Source organism: Indibacter alkaliphilus LW1 (assembly GCF_000295935.2).
GTDB lineage: Bacteria > Bacteroidota > Bacteroidia > Cytophagales > Cyclobacteriaceae > Indibacter > Indibacter alkaliphilus.
On sequence record NZ_ALWO02000047.1, the window covers coordinates 32,531 to 48,352 of the forward strand.

Annotated in this window: 15 protein-coding genes and 4 tRNA genes; 6 read left to right on the forward strand and 13 right to left on the reverse strand. The window is 39.5% G+C overall.

The genetic code is table 11. The annotated features are described in order from the left end of the window. Positions 1-157 precede the first annotated feature (157 nt). The 5 genes from A33Q_RS17275 (at position 158) to A33Q_RS17295 (ending at position 5,521) form a co-directional block, all read left to right on the forward strand. The gene (locus A33Q_RS17275; RefSeq protein ID WP_040490625.1) at positions 158-1,408 is read left to right on the forward strand and encodes a nucleoside permease; all 1,251 of its coding nucleotides are present in this window, start codon (positions 158-160) and stop codon (positions 1,406-1,408) included. Then, the gene (locus A33Q_RS17280) at positions 1,405-2,277 is read left to right on the forward strand and encodes a hydroxypyruvate isomerase family protein (RefSeq protein WP_009035748.1); all 873 of its coding nucleotides are present in this window, start codon (positions 1,405-1,407) and stop codon (positions 2,275-2,277) included. The genes A33Q_RS17275 and A33Q_RS17280 overlap by 4 nt, the downstream gene beginning before the upstream one ends. Before the next feature lie 21 nt (positions 2,278-2,298). Continuing rightward, positions 2,299-3,978: a GMC oxidoreductase gene (locus A33Q_RS17285; RefSeq protein ID WP_009035747.1), complete on the forward strand. Its 1,680-nt coding sequence runs from the start codon at positions 2,299-2,301 to the stop codon at positions 3,976-3,978. Between the two features lie 17 nt (positions 3,979-3,995). Continuing rightward, the gene (locus A33Q_RS17290) at positions 3,996-4,556 is read left to right on the forward strand and encodes a gluconate 2-dehydrogenase subunit 3 family protein (protein ID WP_040490626.1); all 561 of its coding nucleotides are present in this window, start codon (positions 3,996-3,998) and stop codon (positions 4,554-4,556) included. 62 nt (positions 4,557-4,618) lie between these two features. Next, positions 4,619-5,521 carry a sugar phosphate isomerase/epimerase family protein gene (locus tag A33Q_RS17295; protein ID WP_009035745.1) on the forward strand — a complete coding sequence of 301 codons (903 nt, stop codon included), beginning with the start codon at positions 4,619-4,621 and terminating at the stop codon, positions 5,519-5,521. Positions 5,522-5,564: 43 nt separating this feature from the next. On the opposite strand, the gene A33Q_RS17300 is transcribed toward A33Q_RS17295, so the two are convergent. From A33Q_RS17300 to A33Q_RS17325, 5 genes are all read right to left on the reverse strand, one after another. Then, positions 5,565-6,215: an MCP four helix bundle domain-containing protein gene (locus A33Q_RS17300; protein ID WP_009035744.1), complete on the reverse strand. Its 651-nt coding sequence runs from the start codon at positions 6,213-6,215 to the stop codon at positions 5,565-5,567. A gap of 256 nt (positions 6,216-6,471) precedes the next feature. Then, positions 6,472-6,547: transfer RNA gene (locus A33Q_RS17305), tRNA-Lys, on the reverse strand. A 51-nt stretch (positions 6,548-6,598) separates the two neighbouring features. Next, positions 6,599-6,672, reverse strand: a tRNA-Arg gene (locus tag A33Q_RS17310). Between the two features lie 12 nt (positions 6,673-6,684). Further along, positions 6,685-6,758: transfer RNA gene (locus A33Q_RS17315), tRNA-Pro, on the reverse strand. 219 nt (positions 6,759-6,977) lie between these two features. Beyond that, positions 6,978-7,053, reverse strand: a tRNA-Lys gene (locus A33Q_RS17325). A gap of 184 nt (positions 7,054-7,237) precedes the next feature. On the opposite strand from A33Q_RS17325, the gene A33Q_RS17330 reads away from it, so the two are divergent. Continuing rightward, complete coding sequence (locus A33Q_RS17330) at positions 7,238-7,855, forward strand: tetratricopeptide repeat protein (protein WP_316929420.1); 618 nt, start codon at positions 7,238-7,240, stop codon at positions 7,853-7,855. Here the strand turns inward: A33Q_RS17330 and A33Q_RS17335 are convergent, their stop codons facing one another. The 8 genes from A33Q_RS17335 to A33Q_RS17370 form a co-directional block, all read right to left on the reverse strand. Further along, positions 7,856-8,482 (reverse strand): LON peptidase substrate-binding domain-containing protein, encoded by a 627-nt coding sequence (locus tag A33Q_RS17335; RefSeq protein ID WP_009035742.1) that lies wholly within the window; start codon positions 8,480-8,482, stop codon positions 7,856-7,858. A gap of 25 nt (positions 8,483-8,507) precedes the next feature. After that, positions 8,508-9,188: a hypothetical protein gene (locus A33Q_RS17340; protein WP_009035741.1), complete on the reverse strand. Its 681-nt coding sequence runs from the start codon at positions 9,186-9,188 to the stop codon at positions 8,508-8,510. 110 nt (positions 9,189-9,298) lie between these two features. Then, entirely contained in the window at positions 9,299-10,306 is a 1,008-nt protein-coding gene (gene gap / locus A33Q_RS17345) for a type I glyceraldehyde-3-phosphate dehydrogenase (RefSeq protein ID WP_009035740.1), read from the reverse strand. Between the two features lie 396 nt (positions 10,307-10,702). Continuing rightward, positions 10,703-12,937: an NADP-dependent isocitrate dehydrogenase gene (locus A33Q_RS17350; RefSeq protein ID WP_009035739.1), complete on the reverse strand. Its 2,235-nt coding sequence runs from the start codon at positions 12,935-12,937 to the stop codon at positions 10,703-10,705. A gap of 206 nt (positions 12,938-13,143) precedes the next feature. Then, positions 13,144-13,950 carry an amidohydrolase gene (locus A33Q_RS17355; RefSeq protein ID WP_009035738.1) on the reverse strand — a complete coding sequence of 269 codons (807 nt, stop codon included), beginning with the start codon at positions 13,948-13,950 and terminating at the stop codon, positions 13,144-13,146. A 57-nt stretch (positions 13,951-14,007) separates the two neighbouring features. Then, positions 14,008-14,562, reverse strand: coding sequence for a peptide deformylase (gene def, locus A33Q_RS17360; RefSeq protein ID WP_009035737.1), 555 nt, complete (start codon positions 14,560-14,562; stop codon positions 14,008-14,010). Next, on the reverse strand, positions 14,559-14,972 hold the full coding sequence (gene ruvX / locus A33Q_RS17365; RefSeq protein WP_009035736.1) for a Holliday junction resolvase RuvX: 414 nt from the start codon (positions 14,970-14,972) through the stop codon (positions 14,559-14,561). Before ruvX ends, def begins: the two co-directional genes overlap by 4 nt. After that, a complete protein-coding gene (locus tag A33Q_RS17370) occupies positions 14,972-15,733 on the reverse strand; it encodes a regulator of cell morphogenesis and NO signaling (protein WP_009035735.1) in 762 nt (253 codons plus the stop codon). Before A33Q_RS17370 ends, ruvX begins: the two co-directional genes overlap by 1 nt. Positions 15,734-15,822 lie beyond the last annotated feature (89 nt).

Sequence of the window (15,822 nt, forward strand, 5' to 3'; positions counted from 1 at the left end):
AAGATGTTATGAATGGTAAAGGATTGAAAAACAGATTAACTTATTTGTGCCTGTTTTAGAAAACAATTAAAAATAAGGCAAAAAACCTTAATTTTAAACAGAAATTTGATACTTTCCTTGCCGATTTAGTCTCTACACTAAACCTTAAGCCCCAAAAATGACCCTTGCTATCCGATCTAAGTTATCGACAATGATGTTCCTGGAATTTTTCATCTGGGGCGCTTGGTTCGTCACAATGGGGACTTTTCTTGGCATGAATCTACAGGCAAGTGGAGCACAGACAGCGGCTGCCTTTTCCACCCAGTCATTTGGAGCCATAATAGCTCCATTTATTATAGGACTTATTGCAGATAGGTATTTCAATGCTGAAAGAATACTGGGTATACTTCACCTTTCAGGAGCTGCACTTATGTTTTTGATGTTCAGATCTGAAAGTTTTGGGGTCTTTTATCCAGCTGTCTTTATGTACATGATCTTATATATGCCTACATTGGCATTGGTCAATTCGGTCTCTTTCAGACAAATGAGTGATCCTGAAAAGGAGTTTGCCAGTGTTAGAGTTTGGGGAACAATAGGCTGGATTTCAGCTGGCTTGGTGATCAGCTATCTTTTCCACTGGGATTCCGTGGATGGAATGGCCCGAGGATTCTTAAAAAATACTTTTTTAATGGCTTCGATTGCATCATTGATTTTGGGTTTATTCAGCTTCACGCTTCCAAAAACACCTCCTAAAGCAGAGAAAGGAAGTCAGGTTTCTATTTCTGATATTTTGGGACTTGAGGCATTAAAACTTCTGAAGGATAAAAATTATCTCGTTTTCTTCATATCCTCAATATTGATCTGCATCCCCCTCGCTTTTTATTATCAAAATGCCAATCCTTTTTTAGCGGAAATCGGCGTAAGCGATCCAACTGGTAAAATGACAATTGGCCAGGTCTCTGAAGCATTATTCCTATTGCTCTTACCTGTTTTTTTTAAGCGCTTTGGATTTAAAACAACACTCTTAATAGGCATGATAGCATGGGTGATCCGATATACACTATTTGCTTTTGGAGATGCTGAAGGAGGCTTGTGGATGCTCATTGTGGGCATTGCGCTGCATGGGATCTGTTATGACTTTTTCTTTGTCTCCGGACAGATTTATACAGATTCCAAAGCGGGACCAAAAATCCAGTCTGCTGCACAAGGCATGATCACTTTGGCAACCTATGGAATCGGTATGCTGATAGGGTTTGCTATCGCCGGACAGGTCACTGATGTATATTTAAATGCAGATGGATCACATGATTGGAACTCTATATGGCTGATTCCGGCAGGTATTGCTATATTAGTAGTCCTGTTTTTCCTTGTCCTATTCAAAAATGAAGTATTGAGTAAAAAAACAGAACCTCAACCTATTAAGCGATGACCAAAATAACCAGAAGAAACAGCCTGAAAAAGATCACATTGGGGGCTGCTGCCCTTAGTGGAATATCCATATTGGAAGGACAGGCTGAAGAGGCTAAAAGTCCTCTAAAAGGAAATGTCAACCATGCTGTATGCCATTGGCCTTTCAATCCTATGAGTTTGGAGGATCTATGTATAGCTGTCAAAAAAATCGGATTCAATGCCATAGATCTGGTAGGGCCTAACAATTGGCATATCCTTAAAAAACATGGCGTAGAATGCTCACTTTGCAATGGGGCAGAATTGAGCATAGAAAAAGGATGGAATGACCCTCAATATCATGATGAATTAATTGCACGATATACTGATATCATTCCTAAAGTAGCCGAGGCAGGATATAAAAACCTGATTTGCTTCAGTGGAAACAGAAATGGAATGGACGATGCAACAGGCATGAAAAATTGTGCTGAGGGCTTGAAGAAAATAACAGGATTAGCAGAAAAACATGGTGTAACACTCATCATGGAACTGCTCAATAGTCGGGTAGACCATCGGGATTACATGTGTGACAAAAGCGCTTGGGGAATTGAACTTTGCAAAATGGTGGAATCTGAGAACTTTAAACTTCTCTATGACATCTACCACATGCAGATTATGGAAGGTGATATCATCAGATCCATCAAAAATAACCATCAGTATTTTGGGCATTACCATACGGCAGGCAACCCTGGAAGAAATGAAATAGATGATACCCAAGAAATCAATTACCCTGCAGTGGTAAGGGCTGTTTTGGACACGGGGTATACCGGTTATTTCTGTCAGGAATTTATTCCTACCAAGACAGATAAAATAGCTTCCTTAGAAGAAGCAATCAAAATTTGTGATTTATAATACATTCAATTAACAATAATTATGGCGGATAATTCGTATGATGCAATCGTTGTCGGGTCCGGAATCAGTGGAGGTTGGGCAGCGAAAGAATTAACAGAAAAAGGATTGAAAGTCCTTTTGCTTGAAAGAGGTCAAAATGTGGAGCATGTAAAAGACTATAAAACTGCTACCCAAGCACCTTGGGAAATTCCTCACAGAGGAAGAAGGACTGTTGAAATGACAGAAAACCACCCAAATCTGAGAAGAGATTATGTACTCAACGAGCAAAATTTAGACTGGTGGGCACATGAAAGTGATTCCCCTTATGTTGAAAAAAAGCCTTTCACTTGGTTTAGAGGATATCAGGTCGGTGGCAGGTCTCTTTTGTGGGGCAGACAGAGTTATAGGCTAGCGGATGTTGATTTCGAAGCAAATTTAAAAGAAGGAATTGCAATTGATTGGCCTATCAGGTATAAAGATATTGCTCCTTGGTACAGTTACGTAGAGAAATTTGCAGGGATTTCAGGAAACAAGGATGGATTGGCTATTCTTCCCGATGGAGATTTCCAACCTCCAATGCCACTCAACTGTGTCGAAAAAGATGTTGCCGAGAGAGTAAAAAAAGCTTTCGATAATAAAAGACATATAATCATCGGAAGACCTGCAAATATCACCCAACCCCTTGAGGGCCGAGTGCAATGTCAGTACAGAAATAAATGCTGGTTAGGATGTCCTTTTGGAGGATATTTTAGTACACAGTCCTCAACCCTTCCTGCCGCTATGAAAACAGGAAACCTCACACTAAGGCCTTGGTCGATAGTCACCAAATTGATGTACGACAAGGATTCCAAAAAAGCAACCGGAGTAGAGGTTTTGGATGCGGAGACAAATGAAACCTATGAATTCAACGCGAAAATTGTCTTCTTATGTGCTTCGGCTTTTAACTCCACTGCAATATTGATGAGGAGTGCTACAGATATCTGGCCTGATGGTTTGGGCAGTAGTTCAGGAGAACTAGGGCACAACGTAATGGACCACCACTTCAGATTAGGTGCCAATGGAATTGCTGAAGGCTACGAAGACAAATATTATTTTGGAAGAAGACCTACCGGAATCTACATCCCGAGATTTAGAAACTTGGATGGGGAAAAAAGAGATTACCTCAGAGGCTTCGGATATCAGGGTGCTGCAAGTAGGTCAGGCTGGAGTAGAAACGTAGCAGAAATGAACTTTGGCGCTCAACTGAAAGAGACACTGAGCGAACCCGGACCTTGGAGTATGGGAATCACAGCATTTGGAGAAATCCTCCCTTACCACGAGAATACTATCAAACTAAGTAAAGATGTCAAAGACAAGTGGGGTCTCTCTGTCTTGGAAATGAATGCTGAGATCAAGGAAAATGAAAAGAAAATGAGGGTGGATATGATGAATGATGCAGCTGAGATGCTTGAAGCTGCTGGACTCAAAAATGTCAACACCTTTGACGCAGGATATACATTTGGCCAAGGTATTCACGAAATGGGTACAGCCAGAATGGGTAGAGATCCAAAAACATCTGTATTGAATGGAAACAATCAAGTCTGGGATGCGAAAAACGTGTTTGTGACTGACGGTGCCTTTATGACATCGGCTGCAGCACAAAACCCATCTTTGACTTACATGGCAATGACTGCTAGGGCTGCAGATTTTGCAGTAAATGAATTGAAAAAAGGAAATTTATAATTTAAAGAACTCAAACCATGGCAATGAATAGAAGAGACGCACTGAAAAGCGTAGCATTGATGATGGGAGGAGCAATGGTTGGCGCCAATGTAATATTGACCGGTTGTGCTCCCGAAGACCAAATTGTTGGCTTGGAATTCTCTCCTAAGGACATCGCATATTTAGATGAAATTGGAGAGGCTATAATCCCGACCACTGATACACCTGGTGCGAAAGCTACTCAAATAGGAGAATTTATGGTGAAAATGGTCAAAGACACCTACAACAGTGATCAACAACAAACTTTCGTCGACGGAATCAATTTCATCAAGAAGGACTACAAAGATTCTAAAGGAAAAGAATTTATGGATGCCTCGACTGAAGAAAGAACTGAGTACCTCAACGAGCTAAAGTCAAAAGCCGGTGAGATGGAAGATCCATCCGTAAAAGCAGTAATAGGAATGCTGCAAGATCTTACTGTCCTGGGTTATTTTACTTCTGAAATTGGAGCCACCCAGCAGCTTAGATACTATGAAGCTCCTGGCAGATATGATCCATGCATTGATTACAAACCAGGTGATAAAGCATATGCTTTGTAATTAAAAATTACTCATTGAACTAAGAGACTGTACCGAAACAGTCTCTTTTAATTTAACCCACTATGAAAAATAGAAGAAAATTCTTACAAATGAGTGCTGTATTGGGAGTCGGAAGTATGCTCCCGCTTCAGTTTTGCACAAGCCCAAAGGAAGAATCAACTGAGCATGCAGAAACCAGCATCGGCACAGCTCAGGGCACCTTAAAAGATTTCGGTATTCAGATATATTCTGTCAAAGAGGATATGGCTAAAGACGCCAAAGGAACGTTGAAATCCATGGCCGATTTTGGCTATACCCAAGTGGAAGGCTTTGATGGAGGAAAAGGAATATTTTGGGGTATGCCTCACAAGGATTTCAAAAATTACATGGATGATCTTGGGCTGGCTTTTATTGCTTCTCATTGTAATACATTTGAAGGTTTGGAAAGCCTGGCTGAACAAGCTGGAGAAATAGGAATGAAATATTTGATCAATCCTTATATAGGAGCTCAGAAATCCATCGATGAGTATAAAAAAATGGCTGATGCTTTCAACAAACAAGGAGAGATTTGCAAGCAACATGGTCTGAGGTTTGCCTATCACAACCATGGATATACATTTACCGAATTGGAAGGTCAGATTCCGCAGAATGTACTCATTGAAAACACTGACCCGGAGCTTGTAGACTTTGAAATGGACACTTATTGGGTTTACACAGCCGGACATGATCCTGAAGAATACATAAAGAAATATCCGGGCAGATTTAAATTAGGGCATGTCAAAGACAAATCAGGAGATTTACCATTTGAAGAAGCAAACGGATCGACTTTGATTGGTTCAGGCATCATGGACTTCGCAAGTATCCTGAGAACCGGAAAAGACAATGGGATGGATTACTTCATCGTAGAACAAGAAAGATTCGAAGGAACAAAACCTATGGAAGCAGCTGAGAAGAACGCACAGTATATGAAAAGCTTTGTATTTTAAGCTTTAAGGTTGGGCAGGTCAATGAAACTGACCTGCCGGACTTTTAAGAGAGCTCATCTCTTATATTTTTAGAAGTATATATCAGTAAGTAAATAATTACCATCAGAATCAAAAGCGCAGCTACCTCAAACTGCGACCAGATTTTTGATCTATTCACGACTTTGTCTGAATTCATAGCAAGCTTACTTCCTTCATCCATTTGGATCTGTGAAAGCTTTTTAAGGTCCGAAATCGCCCTTTCTATGTAGGAGTTATACTCTTTCACCTTTTTCTCATTCACACCCTCTGATTCGGAATAAATCAGTCTGTAATCAGCTATTCTTAAATTGTCTCTTATTATCCTTTTGAAGTCCATCAAAAACTCTTCTTCCAATGCTGTAAGCTTTGTCTTTTCAAACTCTGCTACCAATTCCAAAATTCTCAGCTCATGATCGCTGATTTCTTTGACTGCATCTGAATAATCGCTCTCAAACTCACAGTGGTTGATGAGTAACTTAATCCTGAATAATTTTTCAGATATGGTGAAGATATAGCTTTCTACTACCAGCCTATCTTCGTAAAAAGAAATAAAGCTATCTCCCAGCTCATTGAAATTTTTCCTTTCGAACAAGTTTTTGCCGAATATTACAACTATAAGAAAGGTGAGAACGATAGCCACCTTTAGTTTGGAATTTTTGGGTTTTTTATTGCTCATAGTACTTTCATTTCCTTTTATTGAAAATTAATCGGAAGGAGAGGCCAAGGTTTATTGGCAGTTTGGGATTTTGACACAAGTAAGATTTTTGCTGATAAATTACCTAAAAATTGAAGGGTATTTTTCAAAAATAAAAAACAAAAAAACCTCCACTAGAGAGGTTTTTAAGTGATTTCGCTGAGCCTTCCCGAATCAGGCTTGCTTTGCTGCGCCTTCTCGGGATAAACTTCTCGCCCTTTGGCGCCGTTCCCAACTTTGGTGATCCCGCTGGGGCTCGAACCCAGGACCCTAACATTAAAAGTGTTATGCTCTACCAGCTGAGCTACGGAATCAATTCTTTATTAATAATAAGAGCATCTCCTTGAGAGAGATGCTCAATACTGTGATCCTGTCAGGACTCGAACCTGAAACCTACTGCTTAGAAGGCAGTTGCTCTATCCAGTTGAGCTACAGGACCTGGATAAATTTGTCGGGGTGGCAGGATTCGAACCTACGACCTCCTCGTCCCAAACGAGGCGCGATACCGGGCTACGCTACACCCCGAACTTTACTAAACTTTCAGAAAAACACTTTCGCTTTTCTCTGTAATGCTGCTGGGGCTTCCCGAATCAGGCTTGCTTTGCTGCGCCTTCTCGGGATAAACTTCTCGCCCTTTGGCGCCGTTCCCAACTTTGGTGATCCCGCTGGGGCTTCCCGAATCAGGCTTGCTTTGCTGCGCCTTCTCGGGATAAACTTCTCGCCCTTTGGCGCCGTTCCCAACTTTGGTGATCCCGCTGGGGCTCGAACCCAGGACCCTAACATTAAAAGTGTTATGCTCTACCAGCTGAGCTACGGAATCTGTTACGTTTTGACTTGTTTTTTCTCAAATCATTACCGTAATTGGACTGCAAATTTAAGCTACTGAATTTAAAATGCAAAGTCTAACACGAATCTTTCTTACAAAATTTATAATATTTTTTGCAGCTTTTTTACAAAGCTTTAATTGTCAGGCTGATATATTGAAGCTCCAAAAAGCAGATTCTTTGTTTAGTAATCAAAACTATCAAGAAGCATATGTGATCTATGAGGATTTACTCCAAAATGACGAATCTCACTCTCCATCTATGCTCCTAAAAATGGCCTTTATCGCAGAAGGAATTGGAGATTATTCAAAAGCTTCATTCTACTTGGCCAAATATTATGATGAGAACCCTAATCCCAGGGTAATCACCAAAATCAAAGCGCTCACTGAACAAAGTACTTTGATTGGCTACGAACTGGATGATAAAGACAGATTTCTTAAATTTCTATCAGACCTTCAAATGGAAATCACAGGCTTGTTCAGCTTTCTTTTAATAGTGTCTTTGATTTTATTGATTGTATATAAAAAGAGTGCAGACAGACCAAAATATTATATTCCGACCATTTTCCTGATTGTTTTTGTTTTTGCAGCAAATAACTTCCTCTCAGGTCCTAAAACCGGAATTGTTACAGGTAGTCCAACAATCATCATGGATAAGCCAACCGGTGCCGGGAAATTACTCGATATCGTAGATCCAGGTCACCGGGTAGTGATCAAATCTTCCAAAGACATTTGGTACGAAGTAAACTGGGAAAATAAAAAGGCTTTTGTTAAAAAAGAAAGTATTACAAGACTCTAATCAAAAATCAAGAGGATCAAGGTTTTTGAAATGGCCGTTCATTCTTATTTTCTTTTTGGCTGATTCCAAATCCCGCATGATGGGCAGTACTCTTTGAAAATGATGGATCAAAAACACCAATCTCTCCGACTCTTTTTCCAGTTGAACAAGTTCATACTCTTCTTCAATACTCAGACCTATTTTATGAGAAAAAGTAAATGAATTGATCTTCAAGGGTTTCAACTCTACTTCATATTCCATCAGCCTGAAGAATTCCCTGAGAAAAAATAAAAATTGTTCATAAATACTTTTATTGACCTTTAAATCATTGTCTTTGTAAACCACGTTTCCAGCTGCGTAAAGCTTACCCATCATAGGGTTATCAAAAGAAATAATTTCGAAAACCCTAGTTCCTAAAGTTTTGACATCCATGCGCCCATCCTCATAGATTTTTGTAATCTCCTGCAACTCAACCTCAGTCCCAATTGGCATAAGTTTGTCCAGATATACACAGATACCCATTAGCCTATTTCCATTGTTGAGGTCGTGGATCAGTTGTCTATACCGTGGTTCGAATATATGTAGGTTCAATTGCTCACCTGGGAAGGCAACCAATTTCAAAGGAAACAAAGGCAAGTAATCACTCATAGTGATTTAACTACCTATAGGTATTTTAGTTGGCTTGGGCATCTCTTTTATCCAAAACTTCCTGCAATGTCAGGATCTGCTGCGGGGACATATAAAGATTTTTTATTTTGTCTTTATAGCTGTCCTCAAAATTTTCATTATTCAGAATATAGTTTTTATTAGCAAGAATTTGATGTCCCATTCCGCATCCAATTGCATAACCATCTGCTGTCAATTCAGCCTCTATCACCTGTTTATTGAAGAGGAAATATTTGGCTCCAAAATGCATCATATTCACAGAAGACCTATTGAGGTAATCCATCACATGTCCCAGTTCATGACCTATCCATCCGACCAATGCCTGATAAGGAACATCTTCGATTGGATATGGTCCTTCTGCGAAATCGAGATTTCTGCTTACTTTAATCTTGTACTTCCTTTTGTCTTTGGCATTGACAAACAGGGACATGATATACGGCTGTGCTTGCATTACAGCCCCTGATATCCTCTCCCTGTAGACAAAATCAATCTCCACATCTTCCAATTCGGGAAAGTACGAAAGAGCTTCCACAGTAGCATCATAGATTTCTACAGGGATTGTTTTGTTTTGGAATTCAATGAATTGGTTTTTCTTTTTTGGTTTTTCAACTTGGGGGAAACTTTCTATTGGTATTTGGATAACTAAGACACTCCAGATCAGGAGTATGTTGGGCAATATATATTTCATAAACATTATTTAATTCTACTGTATATACTACAAAAATAACGTCAGAAAAGAAAAAAAATTCCAATAAAAAAGGGAGCCGAGGCTCCCTTTTTCTATTGTCAATCCTAAAATCAGCCTTTGGAGGCGATATAGGCTACTAAATCCACTACTTTGTTTGAATAGCCCCACTCGTTATCGTACCACGAAACAACTTTAACAAAAGTGTCGCTAAGCTGAATACCAGCGTCTTTATCGAATATGGAAGTTCTTGGATCTCCATTGAAATCAGTAGATACAACAGCGTCTTCTGTGTATCCCAAAATCCCTTTCAAGCTTCCCTCAGAAGCTTCCTTCATTTTAGCACAAATTTCGGCATAGGAAGCCGGATTCTTCAATCTAACTGTCAAGTCTACTACTGATACATTTGGTGTTGGTACTCTAAAAGCCATACCTGTTAATTTACCATTAAGCTCAGGAATAACCTTGCCTACAGCCTTTGCTGCTCCTGTAGATGAAGGTATGATGTTTTGAGCAGCACCACGGCCACCTCTCCAGTCTTTAGCAGAAGGACCATCCACTGTTTTTTGCGTTGCTGTCGTGGCGTGAACTGTTGTCATCAAACCTTCTTCTATACCCCAATTATCATTCAATACTTTGGCTATCGGAGCAAGGCAGTTGGTAGTACAAGATGCATTGGAAACAAAATTCATATCAGAGGAATACTTCTCTTCATTTACTCCCATTACAAACATAGGCGTATCATCCTTGGATGGAGCTGACATGATTACTTTCTTGGCTCCAGCATCAATATGTCCCTGAGCTGTTTCTTTTGTAAGGAAAATACCGGTAGATTCTACTACATAATCCGCTCCTACTTCTCCCCATTTCAGGTCAGCGGGATTTTTTTCAGAAGACACTCTGATCTCTTTCCCGTTTACGACTAATTTCCCGTTTGCTACTTCGACAGTTCCGTCAAAAACGCCATGGGTGGAATCATACTTCAGCATGTAAGCGATATAGTCCACATCAATAAGATCATTGATTGCTACAATTTCCACATCGCTTCTATTCTGCGCTGCTCTAAAAACCAGTCTTCCGATTCTTCCGAACCCGTTGATTCCTACTTTAATTTTGCTCATAGTTATTTTATTTATTGTTGTGTTGGTTTTACTCTAAAAAGAAAATTGGATAATATAAAATTACACCTGATAATAATTTTAAGAGTTTTATTTCCATAAAAATACCAAATATATCTCGCCCACCAAAATATTTAAAAGATTGAAAATGAACCTTTTAAAAAGCTAATCACATACAATCGATTGCGGGAAATCAACTGAAAAAACAAAAGATTGATTATCAGGAATATAAAAAACCAAAGTCAAAAATGTTTTTTCAAAAAAATACTTTCGCCATTCTTATCACTTTTATAATTTCAGACAAAAATCTACCTCACCTAAGAAAAGTCTATCAATACTTCACTTTAAACAGTTTTTCATATAAAATAGGCTGACCCGCCGGGTCAGCCTATTTTAAAGTTATCCTGAGATCTTATTTAAAATCCCATTTAGGGTTTTGCTTGGTCTCATGACCTCTGTCGTTTTACCTGAATCAGGTTTGAAATACCCTCCGATATCCACCTTTTTTCCCTGTACATCATTCAACTCCTGAAGAATGGTTTCTTCATTATCCATCATTGCAATAGCTACCGGGGCAAATATAGCCTTCAGGTCCTCATCTTTTTCCTGTGCTGCCAAAGCTTCAGCCCAATACATCGCCAGGTAAAAATGACTCCCTCTATTATCAAGTTCTTTTACTTTTCTTGAAGGAGACTTATTCTCCTGAAGGAATTTACCTGTTGCCAAATCAAGGGTCTCAGACAGCACTTTTGCCCTTTCGTTGGAGAAAGTATTGGCTAGGTGTTCCAAAGAAACGGCCAAGGCCAAAAACTCTCCTAAAGAGTCCCATCTGAGATGGTTCTCTTGGACCAACTGTTCCACATGCTTGGGCGCGGAACCACCTGCACCTGTTTCAAAAAGGCCTCCTCCATTCATCAGAGGAACAATAGAAAGCATTTTGGCACTTGTTCCTAATTCAAGAATAGGAAAAAGATCTGTCAGGTAATCTCTCAAAACATTTCCTGTAACTGAAATGGTATCCTGGCCAGCTTTTATTCTTTCCAACGAAAACCTGGTAGCTTCTACTGGGCTCATAATATGAATCTTCAATCCACTTGTATCATGTTCAGGCAAATACTGGTTCACCTTTTTAATAAGCTCTGCATCATGTGCTCTGTTTTCATCCAACCAAAAAACTGCAGGCACTCCAGTAGCTCTTGCTCTGTTCACTGCCAACTTAACCCAGTCCTGAATAGGGGCATCTTTGGTCTGGCACATTCTCCAGATATCTCCAGCCTGCACCTGATGTGAAATAAGGATTTGACCGGAAGAAGACACAACTTTAACCTCGCCAGCAGTTGGTATTTCAAATGTTTTGTCATGAGACCCATATTCCTCGGCCTTCTGTGCCATCAGCCCAACATTTGGAACTGACCCCATTGTCGCAGGATCAAATGCACCATTTTTTCTACAAAAATCAATTGTCTCTTGGTACACTCCTGCATAAGACCTGTCTGGAATTACCGCTTTTGTATCTTGAAGCTGACCCGCTTTATTCCACATTTGACCTGATGACCTGATCATTGCGGGCATAGAGGCGTCAATAATCACATCACTTGGCACATGCAGATTGGTGATCCCTTTGTCTGAATTGACCATAGCAAGGTCAGGACTATCTGCAAAACAAGCTTCAATATCTCTTTCTACTTCCGACCTTTGGTCAGCAGAAAGTTCTTGGATTTTGTTGACTAAATCACCAAAACCGTTATTAACATCAACCCCTATACTTTTGAAAAGAGCAGCATGTTTTTCAAAAACCGGTGCAAAAAACACTTTAACAGCATGCCCAAAAATGATAGGGTCAGACACCTTCATCATAGTAGCTTTCATATGCAAAGAAAAAAGAACTCCCGATTTTTTCGCATCTTCTTTCTGCTTGAGAAGGAATTTCTTTAGCACCGATACACTCATTACTGCTGCATCAATTACTTCTCCTTCTTTTAGTGCTAAATTTTCCTTGAGTTTAAGTACCTCTCCATTTACTGTATGAAGTTCAATAGAAACATTATCTGCATTGTCCAAAGTCACAGATTTTTCACTTCCATAAAAATCGCCTTCACTCATGCTTGAAACATGTGATTTGGAATCTGGACTCCATTTCCCCATGCTGTGTGGGTTCTTTTTAGCAAATTGCTTCACTGCTTGGGGAGCTCTTCTGTCAGAGTTACCCTCTCTCAGCACCGGGTTAACAGCACTCCCCTTCACTTTATCATATTTTGATTTGATATCTTTTTCTTCAGGATTTTTCGGTTCATCCGGATAGTCAGGCAAATTATAGCCTTTCGCCTGGAGCTCACGGATAGCAGCTTTCAATTGAGGGATGGAAGCAGATATATTGGGAAGCTTGACGATATTGGCCTCTGGGGTTTTAGCAATTTCCCCCAATTCTGCCAAATCATCATTAATCCTTTGTTCCTCAGTCAATCTTTCAGGAAAAAGCGCAATTATTCTTCCTGACAGGGAAATATCCCTAGTTTCTACAGCAACACCTGCAGAGTCTGTGAATGCCTTTACAATTGGCAATAAAGAATAAGTTGCTAAGGCAGGAGCCTCATCTGTCAGCGTATACAAAATCTTTGCTGTCTTAGTGGTCATTTTCTATTGATTCAGATATGTTTTACAATTATTTTTCAATTCTACTTAAAAATAGCCCTGGAACTTTAGCTTTTACATGAGTAAAATCAGGGCTAAATTAAATATTTTATCTCAGTTTCAAAGGTGGATTGTATCAGTAAGGTATTTCGTTCAGTGAGCTGCAAATCGAGCTGAAAAACGGTAAAGCGAATTCATAAAAACTCTGCTTATTTCAAACTGAAAGAATCTGCATCCATCCATGCAGGGAATTTCCCCCTATACTCTTTAAGTATTTCGTAGTCCAACTCTGCAATAAGAATTTCTTCTTTCTCTTGTGAAAAACAGAGCGTTTCTCCCTTATGATTGTATGCCGCTGTATGACCTGAATATGGCACTTGATTCCCGTCTCTTCCAATCCTGTTTACTCCTATTGAGTACGATAGGTTTTCCACTGCTCTGGCCTGAAGCAAAATATCCCAAGCACTTATTCTTGGACTTGGCCAGCTGGCGACATAATAAACTAAGTCATATTCCAATGAACCATTTTCCAAAACCCTATTCCGGCTCCACACGGGAAATCTCAAATCATAGCATACTTGAGGCATGATTTTCCATCCTCTCCATTCAAAAATTTTCCTTCCTTTTCCCATAGAGAAGTGGTCATCCTCATTTGCCATTCTAAAAAGATGCCTTTTATCATAATAATCTACATCCCCGTTAGGCTTCACCCAAACCAACCTATTGTAATAATTCCCCTCGTCTTGCACCACAAAACTCCCGGTAACCATTGCTTGTGATTGTCTTGCCATTTGCTTCATCCACCTCGTAGTGGTTAGGCTCATGGGCTCCGCTACTTCCTCTGCATCCATTGTAAATCCTGTGGTAAACATTTCGGGAAGAATGATTAAATCAATTCCAGCATCCAACTCAGCAATTTTTTCCTCCAACATGGCCATGTTGGCCACCTTATCTTTCCAATAAAGCTCTGTCTGGATCATTGCTACTTTGAGAGGCTTCACTACTGAGTTTTCCATAGTCTGTGTCGGGAATGGTGCAGGTTACAAAATTGAAGAAATAGAAGCTTTGAAGCTTTATTTAAGTGGGTAAACCATTCTATAATCAGTAGATATTTTACCCTTGCTGATTTCAATCAATTTACTTTGAACGAGTCTTTTTTTCAACCCTTTGAGGTAGTCTACAAATAGAATCCCCTCTAGGTGATCATACTCATGTTGAATTACCCTGGCTGTCAGCCCTGAAAACTCTTCTTCTTTCAAATTCCAGTTTTCGTCAAAATACTCCAAAGTCAATTTTTCAGGTCTTATGATTTCTGCTCTCACATCCGGTATACTTAGGCACCCTTCCTCAAACCCGAAATTATCGCCATATTCATCCAAAATAATTGGATTGATAAAAACCCTTCGGATACCCTTTTCTTCATCCTCTTCGTCCAACATTAAGGAGCTATCAATCACAAAAAGTCTAATTCCTTTGTTGATTTGGGGGGCAGCTAGACCGACACCATTGGCATGGTCCATGGTTGAATACATGTCTTGTATCAGCTGTTGGATATCGTCTCCTTCCGGAATTTCTTCAGCTTCTTTCTTAAGAATTGGGTTGCCGTAGGCTACTATTGGATAAATCATTTTTGGTCTAAATAGGATTGTAATATGATTGCGGCACTTACCTTGTCCAAGTTGCCGGCCTTTTCTTGTCTATCTTTCTTTTTACTCCCCATGGCTATCATGCTTTGCATAGCCATTTTAGAAGTAAACCTTTCATCAACATAGACAATATTTTTGTCAGGGAATATTTTTGTCAATCTGCTTTTTAGACTTACTACCCTGGGTGTCATTTCGTTAGGCTTGCCATCAAGATGTGTCGGATACCCTAAGACAATCGTGTCAACAATCTCCTTTTTGAAATAATCATGAAGAAAATCTACAAGCTTGAAAGTCTGTACAGTCTCAAGGGGATTGGCAAGTATTTGTAATGTATCTGTAACCGCAATTCCTGTTCTTTTTGTTCCCAAGTCTATGGCTAATATCCGTCCCATTAATTTGCAGAAATTTTCTTTTTAACACTTCTCAACACATCCTTTTCCAATTCAATTGCTTTTGGAAACAGGAGGCCATCTTCAATCTGGGCATGGATAATCAACTCATTTTCAAAAACCTGTAGTTCATTATAGAGAACTTTTATAGCAACAGGCGCATCTTCTGGAAGCATGTAATCCCCTGTCATCTTACGAATTCCTTCCATCTCATCGTCGTGGATTTCATGGGAATCAGCTAAAGTTGAAATAGGGCTTTGTTCAAGAATTTTTACCGCATCATTAATTGCAAAAGCTCCTTCCTCAATTTCATGCAACAACTCTATCCTTTGAAAAACCCTACTTTCCTCCTCATGGATATGATGGATAAAGTCCTCAACAAAAAGTGGGAACATTATTCTCAAATCTGCCAAAATACCGGAATAGGTAGCGTCTTCAACCTTAATTCCAGAGATCATATTGGAGAGAAAAGGAAGTTCTTGTCTAACAAAAAAATAATGTTTCTTTTTCAGGTAGGCTACCAAAACCTCTATAGGACGAAGATACAGTTCTTCAGGGCTTGGCTCCCTTCTTGCGGCCCATGCTTCTAATTCCTGAATGAGCTGTTGTGGCTTGATTTTAAACTTCTTGCAGACTTCGCTAAGGGAATTCTGTTCATATTGAAAAAAACTTATCCCAAAATAATGCAATACTGCAGCAAAGACATAATTACCGGAAACCAGTTCTTTGATGGGACTTTTTTCAATATCTTTAGGATTCAACATGTCTACAAAATTAATTTATTTTGGCTAAAAATGGTTAAACGCTTCATCAAAATTGAATTAATTGCGTTTATAAAAACGAAATGGCCTAA

What these genes read in the sequence shown, in the direction of transcription:
- def (WP_009035737.1), bottom strand. Translation starts at nt 14,562, where the DNA reads ATGATTTATCCAATAGTAGCCTACGGCAACCCAATTCTTAAGAAAGAA.
- A33Q_RS17340 (WP_009035741.1), bottom strand. Translation starts at nt 9,188, where the DNA reads ATGAAATATATATTGCCCAACATACTCCTGATCTGGAGTGTCTTAGTT.
- ruvX (WP_009035736.1), bottom strand. Translation starts at nt 14,972, where the DNA reads ATGGGACGGATATTAGCCATAGACTTGGGAACAAAAAGAACAGGAATT.
- A33Q_RS17280 (WP_009035748.1), top strand. Translation starts at nt 1,405, where the DNA reads ATGACCAAAATAACCAGAAGAAACAGCCTGAAAAAGATCACATTGGGG.
- A33Q_RS17300 (WP_009035744.1), bottom strand. Translation starts at nt 6,215, where the DNA reads ATGAGCAATAAAAAACCCAAAAATTCCAAACTAAAGGTGGCTATCGTT.
- A33Q_RS17370 (WP_009035735.1), bottom strand. Translation starts at nt 15,733, where the DNA reads ATGTTGAATCCTAAAGATATTGAAAAAAGTCCCATCAAAGAACTGGTT.
- A33Q_RS17295 (WP_009035745.1), top strand. Translation starts at nt 4,619, where the DNA reads ATGAAAAATAGAAGAAAATTCTTACAAATGAGTGCTGTATTGGGAGTC.
- A33Q_RS17335 (WP_009035742.1), bottom strand. Translation starts at nt 8,482, where the DNA reads ATGAGTGATTACTTGCCTTTGTTTCCTTTGAAATTGGTTGCCTTCCCA.
- gap (WP_009035740.1), bottom strand. Translation starts at nt 10,306, where the DNA reads ATGAGCAAAATTAAAGTAGGAATCAACGGGTTCGGAAGAATCGGAAGA.
- A33Q_RS17355 (WP_009035738.1), bottom strand. Translation starts at nt 13,950, where the DNA reads ATGGAAAACTCAGTAGTGAAGCCTCTCAAAGTAGCAATGATCCAGACA.
- A33Q_RS17285 (WP_009035747.1), top strand. Translation starts at nt 2,299, where the DNA reads ATGGCGGATAATTCGTATGATGCAATCGTTGTCGGGTCCGGAATCAGT.
- A33Q_RS17350 (WP_009035739.1), bottom strand. Translation starts at nt 12,937, where the DNA reads ATGACCACTAAGACAGCAAAGATTTTGTATACGCTGACAGATGAGGCT.
- A33Q_RS17275 (WP_040490625.1), top strand. Translation starts at nt 158, where the DNA reads ATGACCCTTGCTATCCGATCTAAGTTATCGACAATGATGTTCCTGGAA.
- A33Q_RS17290 (WP_040490626.1), top strand. Translation starts at nt 3,996, where the DNA reads ATGGCAATGAATAGAAGAGACGCACTGAAAAGCGTAGCATTGATGATG.